We start from the raw sequence: 13,869 nt of genomic DNA on the forward strand, positions 1-13,869 counted from the left end.
CCATGGCGCGACTCGCCCAGACGCACGGCCTGACCGACGTCCAGCAGGAGATCCTGGCCACCGTGCGGGACTTCGTCGACAAGGAGATCATTCCGGTCGCGACGGAGCTGGAGCACCGTGACGAGTACCCGCAGCGGATCGTGGACGGGCTGAAGGAGCTCGGCGTCTTCGGTCTGATGATCCCCGAGGAGTACGGCGGCCTCGGTGAGTCGCTGCTCACCTACGCGCTGTGCGTGGAGGAGATCGCGCGCGGCTGGATGTCGGTGTCCGGCATCATCAACACCCACTTCATCGTGGCGTACATGCTCAAGCAGCACGGCACCGCGGAGCAGAAGGAGTACTTCCTGCCGCGGATGGCGGCCGGCGAGGTGCGCGGGGCCTTCTCGATGTCGGAGCCGGGGCTCGGCTCGGACGTGTCGGCGATCACCTCGAAGGCGGTCAGGGACGGCGACGAGTACGTCCTGAACGGTCAGAAGATGTGGCTGACCAACGGCGGTACGTCAACGCTGGTCGCCGTTCTCGTCCGAAGTGACGAAGGACACCCGGAGGGGACGGCCCCGCACCGGTCGATGACGACCTTCCTGATCGAGAAGGAGCCCGGTTTCGGTGAGGTGCGTCCCGGCCTCACCATTCCCGGCAAGATCGAGAAGATGGGTTACAAGGGCGTCGACACGACCGAACTCATCATGGACGGACTGCGCATTCCGGCCAATCGGGTCCTCGGCGGGGTCACCGGGCGAGGGTTTTACCAAATGATGGACGGCGTCGAGGTCGGCCGCGTGAACGTGGCGGCCCGTGGTTGCGGTGTCGCTCAGCGTGCTTTCGAACTCGGCGTCCAGTATGCCCAGCAACGTCACACTTTCGGAAAGCCGATCGCCCAGCACCAGGCCATTCAGTTCAAGCTGGCCGAGATGGCTACCAAGGTCGAGGCCGCCCATGCGATGATGGTCAATGCAGCACGCAAAAAGGACTCCGGGGAACGAAACGACCTTGAGGCCGGGATGGCGAAGTACCTCGCCTCCGAATACTGCAAGGAGGTCGTCGAGGATGCCTTCCGTATTCACGGTGGCTACGGGTTCTCCAAGGAGTACGAGATCGAGCGTCTCTACCGCGAGGCGCCGATGCTGCTCATCGGTGAAGGTACCGCCGAGATCCAGAAAATGATCATTGGTCGTCGGCTGCTCGAGGAGTACCGCTTCCAGGGTTGATTGTCGCTTTTGAGCCGGTATGGCCGCGAAGAAGATCACACCCTGTGTTCGGCTTCCGGCCGCCGACTCGGCTTCCGCCTTGCCCAGTTGCGGCCCGCAACCGATAGCATCGCCGGAAAGCCGCCGTCCCCCGTTGCCAGCGCGGCATCATCCGCTACGAAGGTCATCCATGCCCCACAGCCAAACCTCTGCACACCGCGACAGCCTCAAGGGCGTACGCATCGCACGCGGAGCATCGCCGTGGCTTCTGCCGACCGTCGCCACCGCGGCGCTGAGCCTCGCGCGCTCGCGCAGGTCGACGCGCGCCAAGGCCGTCGCCGTCCCGGTCACCGCTCTCGCGGCCGGAATGCTGTGGTTCTTCCGCGACCCCGAGCGCGAGATCGCTCAGGGCCGGGTCATCTCGCCCGCCGACGGCGTGGTGCAGAGCATCATGCCGTGGAAGGACGGACGCACCCGCGTCGCCATCTTCATGAGCCCGCTGAACGTGCACGTCAACCGTGCGCCGCTGGCCGGCACGGTGACGTCGGTGGAGCACGTGCCCGGTGGCTTCGTGCCCGCGTTCAACAAGGAGAGCGAGAACAACGAGCGCGTTGTCTGGCACTTCGACACGGAGCTCGGCGACATCGAGATGGTCCAGATCGCGGGCGCCGTCGCCCGGCGGATCGTGCCGTACCTCCCGCAGGGGACGAAGGTCGAGCAGGGTGACCGGATCGGGCTGATCCGCTTCGGCTCGCGCGTCGACATCTACCTCCCGGAGGGCGTCGAGGTCGCGGTCGAGGTCGGCCAGCCCACGACCGCGGGGGTGACTCGCATTGACCGTGATTGATCCCGACACACGCGCCGCCGACTGGGCGGCCGAGGCGGAGTCCGACGCCGCCGAGGAAGCCGAGGAGATGCCGCTGTCGTTGAGGCTGTCCATAGCGGACGCCCTCACGCTCGGTAACGCCACCTGTGGCTTCATGGCCGTCTACTTCACCACCACCGGCATCCTCATCCCGCACCTCACCGGCAGCGGCGTGGAGACCGGCATGGCGCGGCACTCCGCCGCGACCGCGGTGATCCTGATGCTCGGCGCGGCGATCTTCGACCTCTTCGACGGCATCGTGGCCCGCAAGCTGCGCAGCTCGCCGATGGGCGCGGAGCTCGACAACCTGTCGGACCTGATCAGCTTCGGCCTCGCCCCGGCGTACTTCGTGCTCGTGTACGGCATGGTCGCGGACGACGCCCACCAGAAGGTCTCGGCGGTGGCCGCGATCGTGGTGCTGCTTGCGGTGGTGCTGAGGCTCGCGCGGTTCTCCTGCGTGACGATGAAGGACGGCATGTTCCAGGGCATGCCGAGCCCCTTCGGCGCGCTGACGGTGGTCTCCATCATCCTGCTGGAGCTGCCGTTCATCCCGACGCTGCTGGCGATCATCGGCACGGCGTGGCTGATGGTGAGCCGGGTCGAGTACCCCAAGCCGCGGGGTGTCCTCGCGGTGGCGATGCTCAGCTGGATCGTCGGGGCGATGGGCATGCTGGCGGCCTGGGCGTTCGACGCCCCCGGTGGTCAGCTGCTGCTCCAGACCGGCTGCGCGCTGCAGGTGGTGCTGGGCGCCGTGATCCCCCTCTTCGCGACCGCCCGGCGAGTGAACACCTTCCGCGACAACCGCCGCGAGAGCCGTGAGGCCCGCGAGGCGGAGGCGGCGCAGCTGCGCTGACCCGCGCGGCGGCGGTTCGTGTACGTGTTACGGGAAGGGCCCCGGACGTCTTGGACGTCCGGGGCCCTTTCGCGTACGGGGGTCCCTCGTGTACGGGAGTCCTTCGTGTCCGGGTGCGGGGGCCTCGGGACCTTCCCGGCGTCCGGGAAAGGCCGGAGGACCGGGAGACCCGCCCCGATCCGCCCCGGTTGCCCCCAGGGGCCCTGCGCGGGCCTCCGGGGGTGTCCGTGAGCGGGGTACGGGCTACGCCAGGTGCTCGCGGGCGATCGACTCGGCGACGCGCTCCAGGAGCGGGCCCGCGTTCGGCATCGACTTCGCCGGGTCGGGCTCCAGGGCGGTGAGCGGGTACGCCCGGGAGATCCCGGCGCCCGCGAGGGCGTCGGCGGACAGGGCGAGCCGGCCGCAGACCGCCACGACCGGCTTGCCGGCCGCGCGGGCCGCCGCGGCGACGCCCGCCGGGGCCTTGCCGTGCAGGGTCTGCTCGTCGAGCGAGCCCTCACCGGTGATCACCAGGGTGGCCCGGTCGAGCGCGGGCGCGAAGCCGAGCACGTCCAGCATCAGCTCGATGCCGGGCCGGAAGCTCGCGCCGAGCAGCAGCGCGCCGTAGCCGATGCCGCCCGCGCCGCCCGCGCCCGGGGACGCGGCGAGCTCGGCCGCCTTGGGCCCGATCGCCTTCTCCAGGATCTGGGCGTAGTGCGCGAGCGCCGCGTCCAGGGTCGCCACGTCATCGGGCGTGGCGCCCTTCTGCGGGCCGTACACGGCCGCGCAGCCCTTGGGGCCGGTCAGCGGGTTGTCCACGTCGCTGGCGAGCACGAACTCGACCTCGGCGAAGCGCGGGTCGACGCCCGACAGATCGGCCGAGGCGAGCCCGGCGAGGGCGCCGCCGCCGGGGCCGACCGGGGCCCCTTGGGCGTCCAGGAAGCGGGCACCGAGCGCGGCCAGCATCCCGGCGCCGCCGTCGGTGGTGGCGCTGCCGCCCACACCGAAGACGATCGAGGTGGCGCCCGCGTCGAGCGCGGCGCGCAGCAGCTCGCCGGAGCCGTACGTGGTCGCGGTCAGCGGCGCGAAGACGCCCGCCGGGAGCAGCTGGAGGCCGGACGCCTCCGCCATCTCCACCACGGCCGTGCTCCCGCGCAGCGCGTACGCCGCGGTCACGGGCTCGCCGAGCGGCCCGGAGACGGTGACCTCACGCCGTTCGAACCCGGCCGCGACGGCCGCGGCCACCGTGCCGTCGCCGCCGTCGGCGACCGGCAGTGTCTCGACCGCCAGCCCCGGGACGACCCGTCGCAGCCCGGCCGTGACCCGCTCCGCGACCTGTACGGCCGTGAGCGAGCCCTTGAACTTGTCGGCCGCGACGAGCACCGTCGCGACCTCTCCTGCTCCGTCCGTCACCTTGCATCCCTTGCTTTCGAACGTGCAGTCGCGCCGAGGCCGACCCTATCCGTAGCGGAAGACGGCGTGCCACCCCCGGATAACACGAAATTCCCCACCATAGTGGGGCGTCATGAGCACGGAACCGATCGATCAGAACCCCAGCCCAGGTCCACGGCCCGATACGAAGGTCATCGGGATCGGGGTGGCGGCCGTCGTCGCGGTGGTGGGCTGGGCGGCCCTGGGCAAGAGCTCCTTCGACGACGCCTCCTCCGCGGCCCTGCGCTGGGTCCTCGCCGACTTCGCCTGGCTGTTCGTCACGGCGGCCGACATCTTCCTTGTGCTGTGCGTGGTGATCGCGCTCAGCCGCTTCGGCCGGATCAGGCTCGGCGCGGACGACTCGGAGCCGGAGTTCACCAACCTCGCGTGGATCGCGATGATGTTCAGCGCGGGCATGGGCATCGGCCTGATGTTCTACGGGGTCGGTGAGCCGCTCCAGCACTATCTGAACCCGCCGCCGGCCAGCGGCGTCGAGCCGCAGACCGGGGCGGCGGCGCGGACGGCACTGGAGTACTCGTTCTTCCACTGGACGCTGACCCCGTGGGCGATCTACGGCATGGCGGGCCTCGCGCTCGCGTACGCGGGCTTCCGCAAGGGCCGCGGCAACACCCTGAGCGCCGCGTTCGTGCCGCTGATGGGCGAGCGGCGGGCCCGGTCCTGGCCGGGCAAGGCCATCGACCTGCTGGCCGTGTTCGCGACCGTCTTCGGCACCGCGACCAGCCTCGGGCTCGGCGCGCTCCAGGTGGCGGAGGGCCTGAACATCACCACCGGCATCGAGGACTCCACCAGCACCGAGCTGATCATCATCGTGGTGCTCTCGGGGGCGTTCGTGCTCTCGGCGTTCTCCGGGCTGCACAAGGGCGTGAAGTGGCTGTCCACGGTGAACATCGTGCTGGCCGCCTGTCTGATGCTGTTCGTCTTCCTGCTCGGCCCGACCGTCTACATCCTCGACACCATCCCGGCCTCGGTCGGCGGCTATCTGCACCAGCTGCTGCCGATGGCGAGCCGCACCGGGGCCTTCTCGGACCGGGCCTGGCTGGGCGCCTGGACGATCTTCTACTGGGCGTGGTGGCTGTCCTGGGCGCCGTTCGTCGGCACCTTCATCGCCCGGATCTCGCGCGGCCGGACGGTGCGCGAGTTCCTCTTCGGGGTGCTGCTGGTGCCCTCGGGCGCGACGGTGATCTGGTTCTGCGTGATGGGCGGCACCGCGATCCGGCTGGACTCGACGGGCGAGGCGGACCTGGCGAGCGCGGTGAAGGACGGCGCGGAGGCGTCGCTGTTCGCGATGCTGGACGCGCTGCCGATCGGCACCATCACCTCGTACATCGCCATGCTGCTCGTCATGACGTACTTCGTGACCAGCGCCGACTCGGCGTCCCTGGTGATGGGTTCGCTGACCAGCCGGGGCGCGCTGCACCCGCCGACCTGGCTGGTGGTCACCTGGGGTGTGCTGATGGCGGCGGTGGCCGCGGTGCTGCTCGTCGCGGGCGGCCTGAACTCGCTGCAGACGGCGACGATCCTGGTGGCCCTGCCCTTCGTGCTCGTGATGCTGGGGCTGTGCTGGGCGTTGCTCAAGGAACTGCGCGAGGACCCGGGCGCGGGCCCGGCCCGGCACCACGCGCTGCACGGTGTGCGGGACGCGGTACGGGCGATGGTCGGCGACGCGATCACCGAGCAGGGCACGGTCCGCCACCACCGGCTGCGCCGGGCGGCGAGGTCCCGGACGGAGGCGGACTCGGGGCCGGGGTCGGGGCCGGGGTCCGGGCCGGGCTCGGGGTCGGGGTCCGGATCCGGGTCGGGCTCGGGCTCGGGTGAGGAGTGAGCGGCGGGACACCCCCTAAGGTGACGGGATGACGACTCCGACGCCCGACTACGCCACGTACATCGCGAGCCTGCCCCGGATCCTCGCCGGGGCCGCCGCCCTCTTCCGGGACGCGGCGGGCCGCGTCCTGATCGTCGAGCCCAACTACCGCGAGGGCTGGGCGCTGCCGGGCGGCACGGTGGAGTCGGACACCGGCGAGACGCCGCGGCAGGCGGCGCGGCGCGAGACGGCCGAGGAGATCGGCCTGGACGTGGAGCTGGGCGCGCTGCTCGCCGTCGACTGGGTGCGGAGCACGGCCCGGCCGCCGATCGTGGCGTACCTGTACGACGGCGGGGTGCTGTCCGACGAGCGGCTCAAGGCGATCCGGCTGCAGGAGGAGGAGCTGCTCTCCTGGCGGCTCGTCGAGCCCGCCGAGCTGCCCGGGTACCTCCCGGGCAGTCTGGGTCTGCGGACGGTCGCCGCGCTGGGCGCGCTCGCGGACGGGCGGGGCCCGGTGGAGCTGGAGGACGGGCGCCCGGCGCGCTGAGGGGTACGGGTACGGCCGGGCGCGCGGTGTCCGGGGCGGCGCCGGGGCCCGTGGCTCAGCCGTGTTCGGGGGCGGGCGGGTTGAGTCCGTCCTTGTCGCGCGGTTCCTCGCGGGCGGCGACCCGGGCCTCGGTGCGGTGGCCGTGCGCGATGTAGTCGCGGACCACCGCCTCGACCGCGTCCTGGGGGCTCCCGATGCCGGACAGGACCATGACCTCGACCACGAGTTCGGCGTCGAGGGTGATGTTGACCTTCGCCATGCCGGGAACCTAGCACCCGGCAATCCGCTCGCGGGAGGCCGTGCGGCCCGCCTACGCTCGCCGTATGACGATGGTGGCGATTCTCAGCGGAGCCGGTATCTCCACGGACTCGGGCATCCCGGACTACCGGGGCCCGAACGGGGTGTGGACCCGCGACCCCGACGCGGAGCGGCTCGTCACCTACGGGCCCTACATGGCCGACCCGGAGATCCGCCGCCGCTCCTGGCGGATGCGGCTCGACGGCCCGGTGCTGCGGGCCGAGCCGAACGCGGCGCACCACGCGGTCGCCGCGTACGAGCGGACCGGCAACGCGCTGCGGGTGATCACCCAGAACGTGGACGGCCTCCACCAGGCGGCCGGGGTGCCCGAGCGCAAGGTGCTCGAACTGCACGGCTCCGCGCGGTCGGTGGTGTGCACGGGGTGCCACGCGCGCTCCTCGATGGACGAGGCCCTGGCGCGGGTCACGGCGGGCGAGGCCGATCCGGCGTGCCGGGAGTGCGGCGGCATCCTGAAGTCGGCGACGGTGATGTTCGGGCAGCGGCTCGACCCGGTGGTGCTCGGTGACGCGATGTCGATCGCGAAGGCGGCGGACGTCTTCATCGCCGTCGGCACCAGCCTCCAGGTCCAGCCGGCCGCCTCCCTCGCCGGCCTCGCGGCCGAGCACGGCGCCCGCCTGATCATCGTGAACGCCGAGCCCACGCCGTACGACCCGGTCGCCGACGAACTCGTCCGCGAGCCGATCGGCACGGCACTGCCCGCGCTCCTGGAGCGGCTGCGGTGACCGGCCGGTTCGCTCAGAACAGTGTGCCCGCGTCCGCTTCCGGTGCGCCCGACTCGAAGGCCAGCAGGCGCTGTTTGCGGCTGAGGCCGCCGCCGTAGCCGGTGAGGCCGCCGCCCGCGCCGATCACCCGGTGGCAGGGGACGATGATGCTGACCGGGTTCTTGCCGTTGGCGAGGCCGACCGCGCGGGAGGCGCCGGGGCTGCCGAGGGCCTCGGCGAGTTCGCCGTACGTCCGGGTCTCCCCGTACGGGATGCGGCAGAGCTGGTCCCAGACGCGGAGCTGGAACGGGGTGCCGATGAGGTGCAACGGCAGGTCGAACGTGGTGAGTTCGCCCGCGAAGTAGGCGTCGAGCTGGCGCACGGTCTCGGTGAAGGGGCGCGGGTCGGGCTCGCCGAAGGTGTCCTCGGCGGGGCGGTGGCGCTGGTCGGTCATGTGCACACGGCTGAGGACGCCGTCGACGGCGACCAGGGTCAGCGGCTCGTAGGGGCTGTCCACGACCGTGTGGCGGACGGTGGGTGACATGGTCGGAGTTCCTTACGCGGGGAGGTCGTTACGCGGGGAGGTGGTTGATGGGGTGGGCGTCGGTGGCCCACAGGTACTGGACCGCGTAGGCCCGCCAGGGCCGCCAGGCGGCGGCGCGGGCGGTGAGCGCGGCCGGGGTGGCGGGCAGGCCGAGCTGTTCGGCGGCGCGGCGGACCCCGAGGTCGCCGGGGAGGAACGCGTCGGGGTCGCCGAGCGCCCGCATCGCGATGATCTCGGTGGTCCAGGGCCCGAAGCCGGGCAGCGCGAGCAGCCGGGCCCTGGCTTCGTCCCAGTCGCTCTCGGGGCCGAGCGCGAGCGTGCCGTCGGCGAGCGCCGTGACGAGGCTCAGCAGGGTGGTGCGGCGGCTGCGGGGCATGGCCAGGGTCTCGGGGTCGAGCCCGGACAGCGCCTCGGGGCCAGGGAACAGGTGGGTGAGGCCGCCCTCGGGGTCGTCGACCGGCTGCCCGTACGCGGTGACGAGGCGGGCCGCGTGGGTGCGGGCGGCGGCCGTGGACACCTGCTGGCCGAGCACCGCCCGTACGGCGAACTCGGCGGCGTCGACGGTCCGCGGCACCCGGCGGCCGGGACCGGCGTCGATCAGCGGCGCGAACAGCGGGTCGGCGCGCAGCTGTTCGTCGACGGCGACCGGGTCGGCGTCGAGGTCGAGCAGGCGGCGGCAGCGGCTGATGGCGTGGGTGAGGTCGCGCGGGTCGGTGAGCGCGAGCCGGCAGTGGATGTGGTCGGGGCGCGGGGAGAGGGCGACGATGCCGTGCCCGTACGGGAGGGCGAGCGTGCGGCGGTAGGCGCCGTCGCGCCACTCCTCGACGCCGGGGACGGCGGTCGCGGCGAGGTGGCCGAAGAGGTTGGAGGGGTTGAGCGGGGTCCGGAACGGCAGCCGCAGGGTGATCACGCCGGGCGCGGACGGAGCCGCGGACGGGGACGCCGACCCGGACGGGGGCGTGGACGTGGGTGCGGGAGTGCCGGGGGCGCGTCCGGTACGGTCCCGGCGCCCGGCCCGGTCCGCGCGGTCGCGGAGTTCGCCGGGGGTCAGCGCGAAGACCTCGCGGACGGTGTCGTTGAAGGTGCGGATCGAGGCGAATCCGGCGGCGAAGGCGATCTCGGCCATCGGCATCCCGGTGGTCTCGATGAGCACCCGCGCGGTCTGCGCCCGCTGGGCGCGGGCGAGCGCGAGCGGTCCCGCGCCGAGTTCGGCGAGGAGCTGGCGCTCGATCTGGCGGCTGGAGTAGCCGAGCCGGGCGGCGAGGCCGGGCACGCCCTCGCGGTCCACCACGCCGTCCTGGATCAGCCGGACGGCCCGGGCGACGGCGTCGGCCCGCGCGTTCCACTGCGAGGAGCCCGGGCTGGTGTCGGGGCGGCAGCGCTTGCAGGCGCGGAACCCGGCCCGCTGGCAGGAGGCGGCCGTCGGGTGGAACTCCATGTTCTCCGGCTTGGGCGGCACGACCGGGCAGCTGGGGCGGCAGTAGATCCGGGTGGTGCGGACGGCGGTGAAGAAGACGCCGTCGAAGCGGGCGTCCTTCGACCGCACGGCCCGCAGACAGCGCTCGGTGTCGGTGTGCATGACTCAAGGATGGGCGACGGGCCCGGCTCGGGCTGGCGGAAAAACGACATCAAGGTCGCTCGGCCTCGGACCGGGTCACGCGCCCTCGCGTCCGTCGGCTGCCGCCCGCGTCTCCGCCAGGGCGCGGACGAAGGTCGTGTACGCGTGCTCGTCGAACAGCACGAACCGCACCTCGCGCACCGGCGCCGCCGTCTCCGTGAGAACGGTGCGGAGGGCGACGCGGGCCCCGTCGTCCATGGGCCAGCCGTAGATGCCGGTGGAGACGGCAGGGAAGGCGACGGTCTCGGCCCCCAGCTCGGCGGCGACCCGCAGCGACTCGCGGTAGCAGGACGCGAGCAGCGCGGTCCGGTCCTCGTCGCGGCTGTGGACCGGGCCGACCGTGTGCACCACCCAGCGGGCGGCGAGCTCCCCCGCCGTGGTCGCGACGGCCTGGCCGGTGGGCAGCCCGCGGCCGTAGTGTCCGGCGCGGAGCGCGCGGCACTCGGCGAGGATCGCGGGCCCGCCCGCCCGGTGGATCGCGCCGTCGACCCCGCCGCCGCCGAGCAGCGAGGAGTTGGCGGCGTTGACGATGACGTCGGTGTCCTGGTCGGTGATGTCGCCGAAGGCGAGGACGATCTCGGGGCGGTGGACGCCCGGGCGGCTGCTCATGCCTCCATCGTCCCGTCGTCGGCGGGTTACGTCTCCCGATTTCGCGTGCTCGCCCCGGGGCGGACCGGGAACCGGGTGGGCGCGGGTGGCGTGGGAGGAGGCGGGGCCTCGGGGCGGCCGGGGCCGGGCGGGGGGGCTTGGCGTGGTGGACGAGCGGCTGCTGGCCGAGGTGCGGCGGGACGCGGACGAGCTGCGGTCACGGGCGGGCGCCGACCCGGAGCGGTACCTGCCGCGGCTGTTGGTCTGCCTGCACGGGCTCGTCGGGCTGCTGACGGAGGACCCCGGGCGGTACGCCGAGGCGACGGTGGTGCTCGGGGAGGCGGTGGAGCACTTCCGTACGCTCGCCGCCCGCGATCCGGCGGAGCACGGGCCAGGGCTCGCCGCGGCCCTGGGGCAGCGGGCGCTGCTGCTCGGGCTGCTCGGCCGCCGGGCGGAGGCGCTGCCGCCCGCCCGTGAGGCCGTGGGGCTGCTGCGGGCGGCGGCCCGGCGCGACCCCGGGCAGCTGCCGGACCTGGCGCTCGCGCTGACCAATCTGGGCAATCAGCTGGCGGAGCTGGGGCAGCACGCCGAGGCATTGGAGCTGATCAGGGAGGCGGTCGCGATCCGCCGCCGGTCGGCCGACGCGGCGGGGCTCGCGTCGGCGCTCGCGGATCTGGGCATCAAGCTCGGCGAGATGGACCGCAAGGACGAGGCGGTCGTCACGCTCCGCGAGGCGGTCGAGCTGTTCCGGGCCGGGGCCGGTGGGGTGGGTGGGGCGGGTGGGATCGCCGGGGCTTCGGGGTCCGGGCGGGCTGCCCGGTCCGCCGATCCCGGCCAGCACTACGCCACCCTGCTCGCCCTCGTCCGGGAGCTCGACCAGCTCGGGCGCTCGGCGGAGACCGCCCCGTTCGTGGCGGAGGCCCAGGCCCTGCGGCAGTCGCTGGCGGCGGCGGATCCGGGGGTGCTGCGGGCGATGGACTCGGTGCTGCGGAGCCACGGCACCTCGGTCACCCCGGACGGCCGGTTCCGGCGCGAGCCGCTCCGTACCGCCACCGCCCCTGGGGCGGGCGCCGGAGCGGGGACAGGGGCGGGCGCGGGGGCCCGGCGTCCTGAGCCGATCGCCCCGGACGCGCTCCAGCGGGTGCACCGGCTGAACGACCAGGCCCTGGGGCTCGTCGCGGCCGGGAGTCTCGATCTCGCCGCCGCGACCCTGCGCGACGCGGTCGGACTGTGCGAGGCGCACGCCCCGGGCGACCCGAGGGCGGCCCTTGCCCTGGCCCGTACGCTGCACAATCTGGGTCTGACGGAGAGCTGGCGCGGCCGGCACCCGGAGGCGTTCGGCGCCGTCGACGAGGCGGCGCGCCTCTACCGGCGGCACCTCGGTGTCGCGCCCGAGCGGCTCCGTCCGGTGCTGGCCGATGTGCTCGACAGCCTGGGCAGCAGGCTCGCCGCCCTCGGCCGCCACGCGGAGGCGCTCGCGCCCGCCCAGGAGGCCGTCGTCCTCTACCGCGCCCTGGTGGATCGGGATCCGGACACCCATCTGCACGGTCTCGCCCGGGGGTTGAACAACCTGGGCATCCGGCTCACCGACATGGACCGTCACGAGGACGCGCTGCGCGCGGCCCGTGAGGTCGTGGCCGTCTACCGCAGGCTGCGCGCGGACGCGCCGGGGAGATACCGGTACGGGATGTGCCACGCGCTCGGCAATCTCGCCCTGCGCCTGGCGCGCACGGGCCGCGACGACGAGGTCCTCGCGCCCACGATGGAGGCCCTGGACCTGCTGTTCGAGATGCGTGGCCCGCACCATCCCAGCGACGACGTCGGGTCCCTCGCGGAGTCCCTGGACTGGCTGGCCTGGTACCACCGCAAGCACGGCCGGCGCGCCGAGGCCCGCAAGGTGAAGCGGGCGGCCGCCGAGCTGCGGCGCTGAGCCGGGGCGCGGCGGCCTGGACGTGGCGGCCGGGGCCTACCGCGCGGGGGTGCGCAGGCGGCGCCAGACCGCCTTGGCCGCGTTGTGGCCGGACATGCCGTGCACGCCGGGTCCCGGCGGGGTGGCCGAGGAGCAGAGGAAGACCGCCGGGTGGGGCGTGTGGTAGGGCAGCAGGGACAGCTTGGGGCGCAGCAGCAGTTGCAGACCGCGGGCGGCGCCGCAGGCGATGTCGCCGCCGATGTAGTTGGCGTTGCGTTCGGCGAGTTCGGGCGGGCCCGCGGTGGCGCGGGCGAGGACGAGGTCGCGGAAGCCGGGCGCGAAGCGCTCGATCTGGCGCTCGATGGCGTCGGTGAGGTCGCCGCGCCAGCCGTTGGGGACGTGGCCGTAGGCCCAGAAGACGTGCTTGCCCTCGGGGGCGCGGCCGGGGTCGACCAGGCTGGGCTGGGCGGTGATGAGGAACGGGGCGGCGGGCGCGGTGCCGGAGGACGCCTGGTCGAGGGCGGTGGCGATGTCGCCTCGGGTGGGGCCGATCTGCACGGTACCGGCCCGGCGGGCGGCCGCCGCGGTCCAGGGCACGGGCCCCGACAGGGCGTAGTCGATCTTGAAGGCGGCGGCGCCGTAGCGGTAGCCGTCGTAGGCGGCGCCGAGCCCGGCGATCCGGGCGAGGGCGGTCGGTGAGGTGTCGAAGACGTAGGCGCGGGCGGGCGGCAGGTCGTCGAGCCGCTTGACCTCGAAGTCGGTGTGGACGGTGCCGCCGAGTTCCGTCAGGTACGCGGTGAGGGCGTCGGAGATCGACTGGGAGCCGCCCCGGGGCAGCGGCCAGCCGTTGGCGTGCGCGGCGAGCGCGAAGACCAGGCCGACGGCGCCGGTGGCGAAGCCGTCGAGCGGGGCGATGACATGGCCGACCAGGCCCGCGAACAGGGCCTGCGCCTTCTCGTCGCGGAAGCGGCGCATCAGCCAGGTGGACGGCGGCAGCCCGGTGAGGCCGAACCGGGCGAGGGTGACCGGGTCGCGCGGCAGCGCGGTCAGCGGCAGCTGCATGAAGTCGCGGGCGAGGCTGTCCCAGCGGCCGAGGAAGGGCTCGACGAGCCGCCGGTACGCGCCCGCGTCGCGCGGTCCGAACGAGGCGGCGGTCTCGGCGACCGAGCGGGAGAGGACGGCCGCGGTGCCGTCGTCCCAGGGGTGCGCCATGGGCAGCTCGGGGTGCAGCCACTCCAGGCCGTGCCGGGCGAGCGGCATCGACCGGAAGACGGGCGAGCCGATGCCCAGCGGGTGCACGGCGGAGCAGGGGTCGTGGTGGAAGCCGGGGAGGGTGAGCTCCTCCGTGCGGGCGCCGCCGCCGACGGTGGACTTCGCCTCGAAGACCGCGACCGAGAATCCGCGCCGGGCGAGCTCCACGGCGGCGGTCAGTCCATTGGGTCCCGCCCCCACGACGACGGCATCGAGCATCGACGGCACCTCGGACTCCTTCGTCAGCCGACGGCCA

13 protein-coding genes are annotated in these 13,869 nt (G+C 73.5%); 7 read left to right on the forward strand and 6 right to left on the reverse strand.

All coding sequences use genetic code 11. From position 1 onward, the window contains the following. Window positions 1-2 precede the first annotated feature (2 nt). The 3 genes from ACIPXM_RS28005 (at window position 3) to pssA (ending at window position 2,905) form a co-directional block, all read left to right on the forward strand. Window positions 3-1,208 carry an acyl-CoA dehydrogenase family protein gene (locus ACIPXM_RS28005; protein ID WP_401660820.1) on the forward strand — a complete coding sequence of 402 codons (1,206 nt, stop codon included), beginning with the start codon at window positions 3-5 and terminating at the stop codon, window positions 1,206-1,208. 169 nt (window positions 1,209-1,377) lie between these two features. Beyond that, on the forward strand, window positions 1,378-2,034 hold the full coding sequence (locus ACIPXM_RS28010) for a phosphatidylserine decarboxylase (protein WP_401660823.1): 657 nt from the start codon (window positions 1,378-1,380) through the stop codon (window positions 2,032-2,034). Next, complete coding sequence (pssA, locus tag ACIPXM_RS28015; protein ID WP_401660964.1) at window positions 2,027-2,905, forward strand: CDP-diacylglycerol--serine O-phosphatidyltransferase; 879 nt, start codon at window positions 2,027-2,029, stop codon at window positions 2,903-2,905. The genes ACIPXM_RS28010 and pssA overlap by 8 nt, the downstream gene beginning before the upstream one ends. Before the next feature lie 243 nt (window positions 2,906-3,148). Here pssA and ACIPXM_RS28020 read toward each other — a convergent pair whose 3' ends face one another. Continuing rightward, window positions 3,149-4,297 (reverse strand): glycerate kinase, encoded by a 1,149-nt coding sequence (locus tag ACIPXM_RS28020; RefSeq protein WP_401660826.1) that lies wholly within the window; start codon window positions 4,295-4,297, stop codon window positions 3,149-3,151. Window positions 4,298-4,409: 112 nt separating this feature from the next. Between ACIPXM_RS28020 and ACIPXM_RS28025 the strand changes: the two genes are divergently transcribed. Beyond that, window positions 4,410-6,158: a BCCT family transporter gene (locus ACIPXM_RS28025; RefSeq protein ID WP_401660828.1), complete on the forward strand. Its 1,749-nt coding sequence runs from the start codon at window positions 4,410-4,412 to the stop codon at window positions 6,156-6,158. A gap of 28 nt (window positions 6,159-6,186) precedes the next feature. Continuing rightward, window positions 6,187-6,684, forward strand: coding sequence for an NUDIX domain-containing protein (locus ACIPXM_RS28030; RefSeq protein WP_401660831.1), 498 nt, complete (start codon window positions 6,187-6,189; stop codon window positions 6,682-6,684). Window positions 6,685-6,739: 55 nt separating this feature from the next. Here the strand turns inward: ACIPXM_RS28030 and ACIPXM_RS28035 are convergent, their stop codons facing one another. Continuing rightward, entirely contained in the window at window positions 6,740-6,943 is a 204-nt protein-coding gene (locus ACIPXM_RS28035; RefSeq protein WP_401660834.1) for a type II toxin-antitoxin system VapB family antitoxin, read from the reverse strand. Between the two features lie 64 nt (window positions 6,944-7,007). Here ACIPXM_RS28035 and ACIPXM_RS28040 point away from each other — a divergent pair, with 64 nt between their 5' ends. Beyond that, complete coding sequence (locus ACIPXM_RS28040; protein ID WP_401660837.1) at window positions 7,008-7,724, forward strand: SIR2 family NAD-dependent protein deacylase; 717 nt, start codon at window positions 7,008-7,010, stop codon at window positions 7,722-7,724. 13 nt (window positions 7,725-7,737) lie between these two features. On the opposite strand, the gene ACIPXM_RS28045 is transcribed toward ACIPXM_RS28040, so the two are convergent. From ACIPXM_RS28045 to ACIPXM_RS28055, 3 genes are all read right to left on the reverse strand, one after another. Then, complete coding sequence (locus tag ACIPXM_RS28045; protein ID WP_401660840.1) at window positions 7,738-8,247, reverse strand: methylated-DNA--[protein]-cysteine S-methyltransferase; 510 nt, start codon at window positions 8,245-8,247, stop codon at window positions 7,738-7,740. A gap of 28 nt (window positions 8,248-8,275) precedes the next feature. Then, window positions 8,276-9,826, reverse strand: coding sequence for an AlkA N-terminal domain-containing protein (locus tag ACIPXM_RS28050; protein ID WP_401660842.1), 1,551 nt, complete (start codon window positions 9,824-9,826; stop codon window positions 8,276-8,278). A 75-nt stretch (window positions 9,827-9,901) separates the two neighbouring features. After that, window positions 9,902-10,474 (reverse strand): O-acetyl-ADP-ribose deacetylase, encoded by a 573-nt coding sequence (locus ACIPXM_RS28055; RefSeq protein WP_401660845.1) that lies wholly within the window; start codon window positions 10,472-10,474, stop codon window positions 9,902-9,904. Window positions 10,475-10,616: 142 nt separating this feature from the next. Here ACIPXM_RS28055 and ACIPXM_RS28060 point away from each other — a divergent pair, with 142 nt between their 5' ends. After that, the gene (locus tag ACIPXM_RS28060; protein WP_401660848.1) at window positions 10,617-12,383 is read left to right on the forward strand and encodes a tetratricopeptide repeat protein; all 1,767 of its coding nucleotides are present in this window, start codon (window positions 10,617-10,619) and stop codon (window positions 12,381-12,383) included. A 36-nt stretch (window positions 12,384-12,419) separates the two neighbouring features. Here ACIPXM_RS28060 and ACIPXM_RS28065 read toward each other — a convergent pair whose 3' ends face one another. Beyond that, complete coding sequence (locus tag ACIPXM_RS28065) at window positions 12,420-13,841, reverse strand: phytoene desaturase family protein (protein WP_401660851.1); 1,422 nt, start codon at window positions 13,839-13,841, stop codon at window positions 12,420-12,422. Window positions 13,842-13,869 lie beyond the last annotated feature (28 nt).

Source organism: Streptomyces sp. NPDC090025 (assembly GCF_044748125.1).
In the GTDB taxonomy this organism is placed as follows: Bacteria; Actinomycetota; Actinomycetes; order Streptomycetales; family Streptomycetaceae; genus Streptomyces.

Bases quoted from the DNA above. Each gene is read 5' to 3' on its own strand.
- ACIPXM_RS28005 (WP_401660820.1), top strand. From the start codon at position 3: ATGGCGCGACTCGCCCAGACGCACGGCCTGACCGACGTCCAGCAGGAG.
- ACIPXM_RS28010 (WP_401660823.1), top strand. From the start codon at position 1,378: ATGCCCCACAGCCAAACCTCTGCACACCGCGACAGCCTCAAGGGCGTA.
- ACIPXM_RS28025 (WP_401660828.1), top strand. From the start codon at position 4,410: ATGAGCACGGAACCGATCGATCAGAACCCCAGCCCAGGTCCACGGCCC.
- ACIPXM_RS28030 (WP_401660831.1), top strand. From the start codon at position 6,187: ATGACGACTCCGACGCCCGACTACGCCACGTACATCGCGAGCCTGCCC.
- ACIPXM_RS28035 (WP_401660834.1), bottom strand. From the start codon at position 6,943: ATGGCGAAGGTCAACATCACCCTCGACGCCGAACTCGTGGTCGAGGTC.
- ACIPXM_RS28040 (WP_401660837.1), top strand. From the start codon at position 7,008: ATGACGATGGTGGCGATTCTCAGCGGAGCCGGTATCTCCACGGACTCG.
- ACIPXM_RS28045 (WP_401660840.1), bottom strand. From the start codon at position 8,247: ATGTCACCCACCGTCCGCCACACGGTCGTGGACAGCCCCTACGAGCCG.
- ACIPXM_RS28050 (WP_401660842.1), bottom strand. From the start codon at position 9,826: ATGCACACCGACACCGAGCGCTGTCTGCGGGCCGTGCGGTCGAAGGAC.
- ACIPXM_RS28055 (WP_401660845.1), bottom strand. From the start codon at position 10,474: ATGAGCAGCCGCCCGGGCGTCCACCGCCCCGAGATCGTCCTCGCCTTC.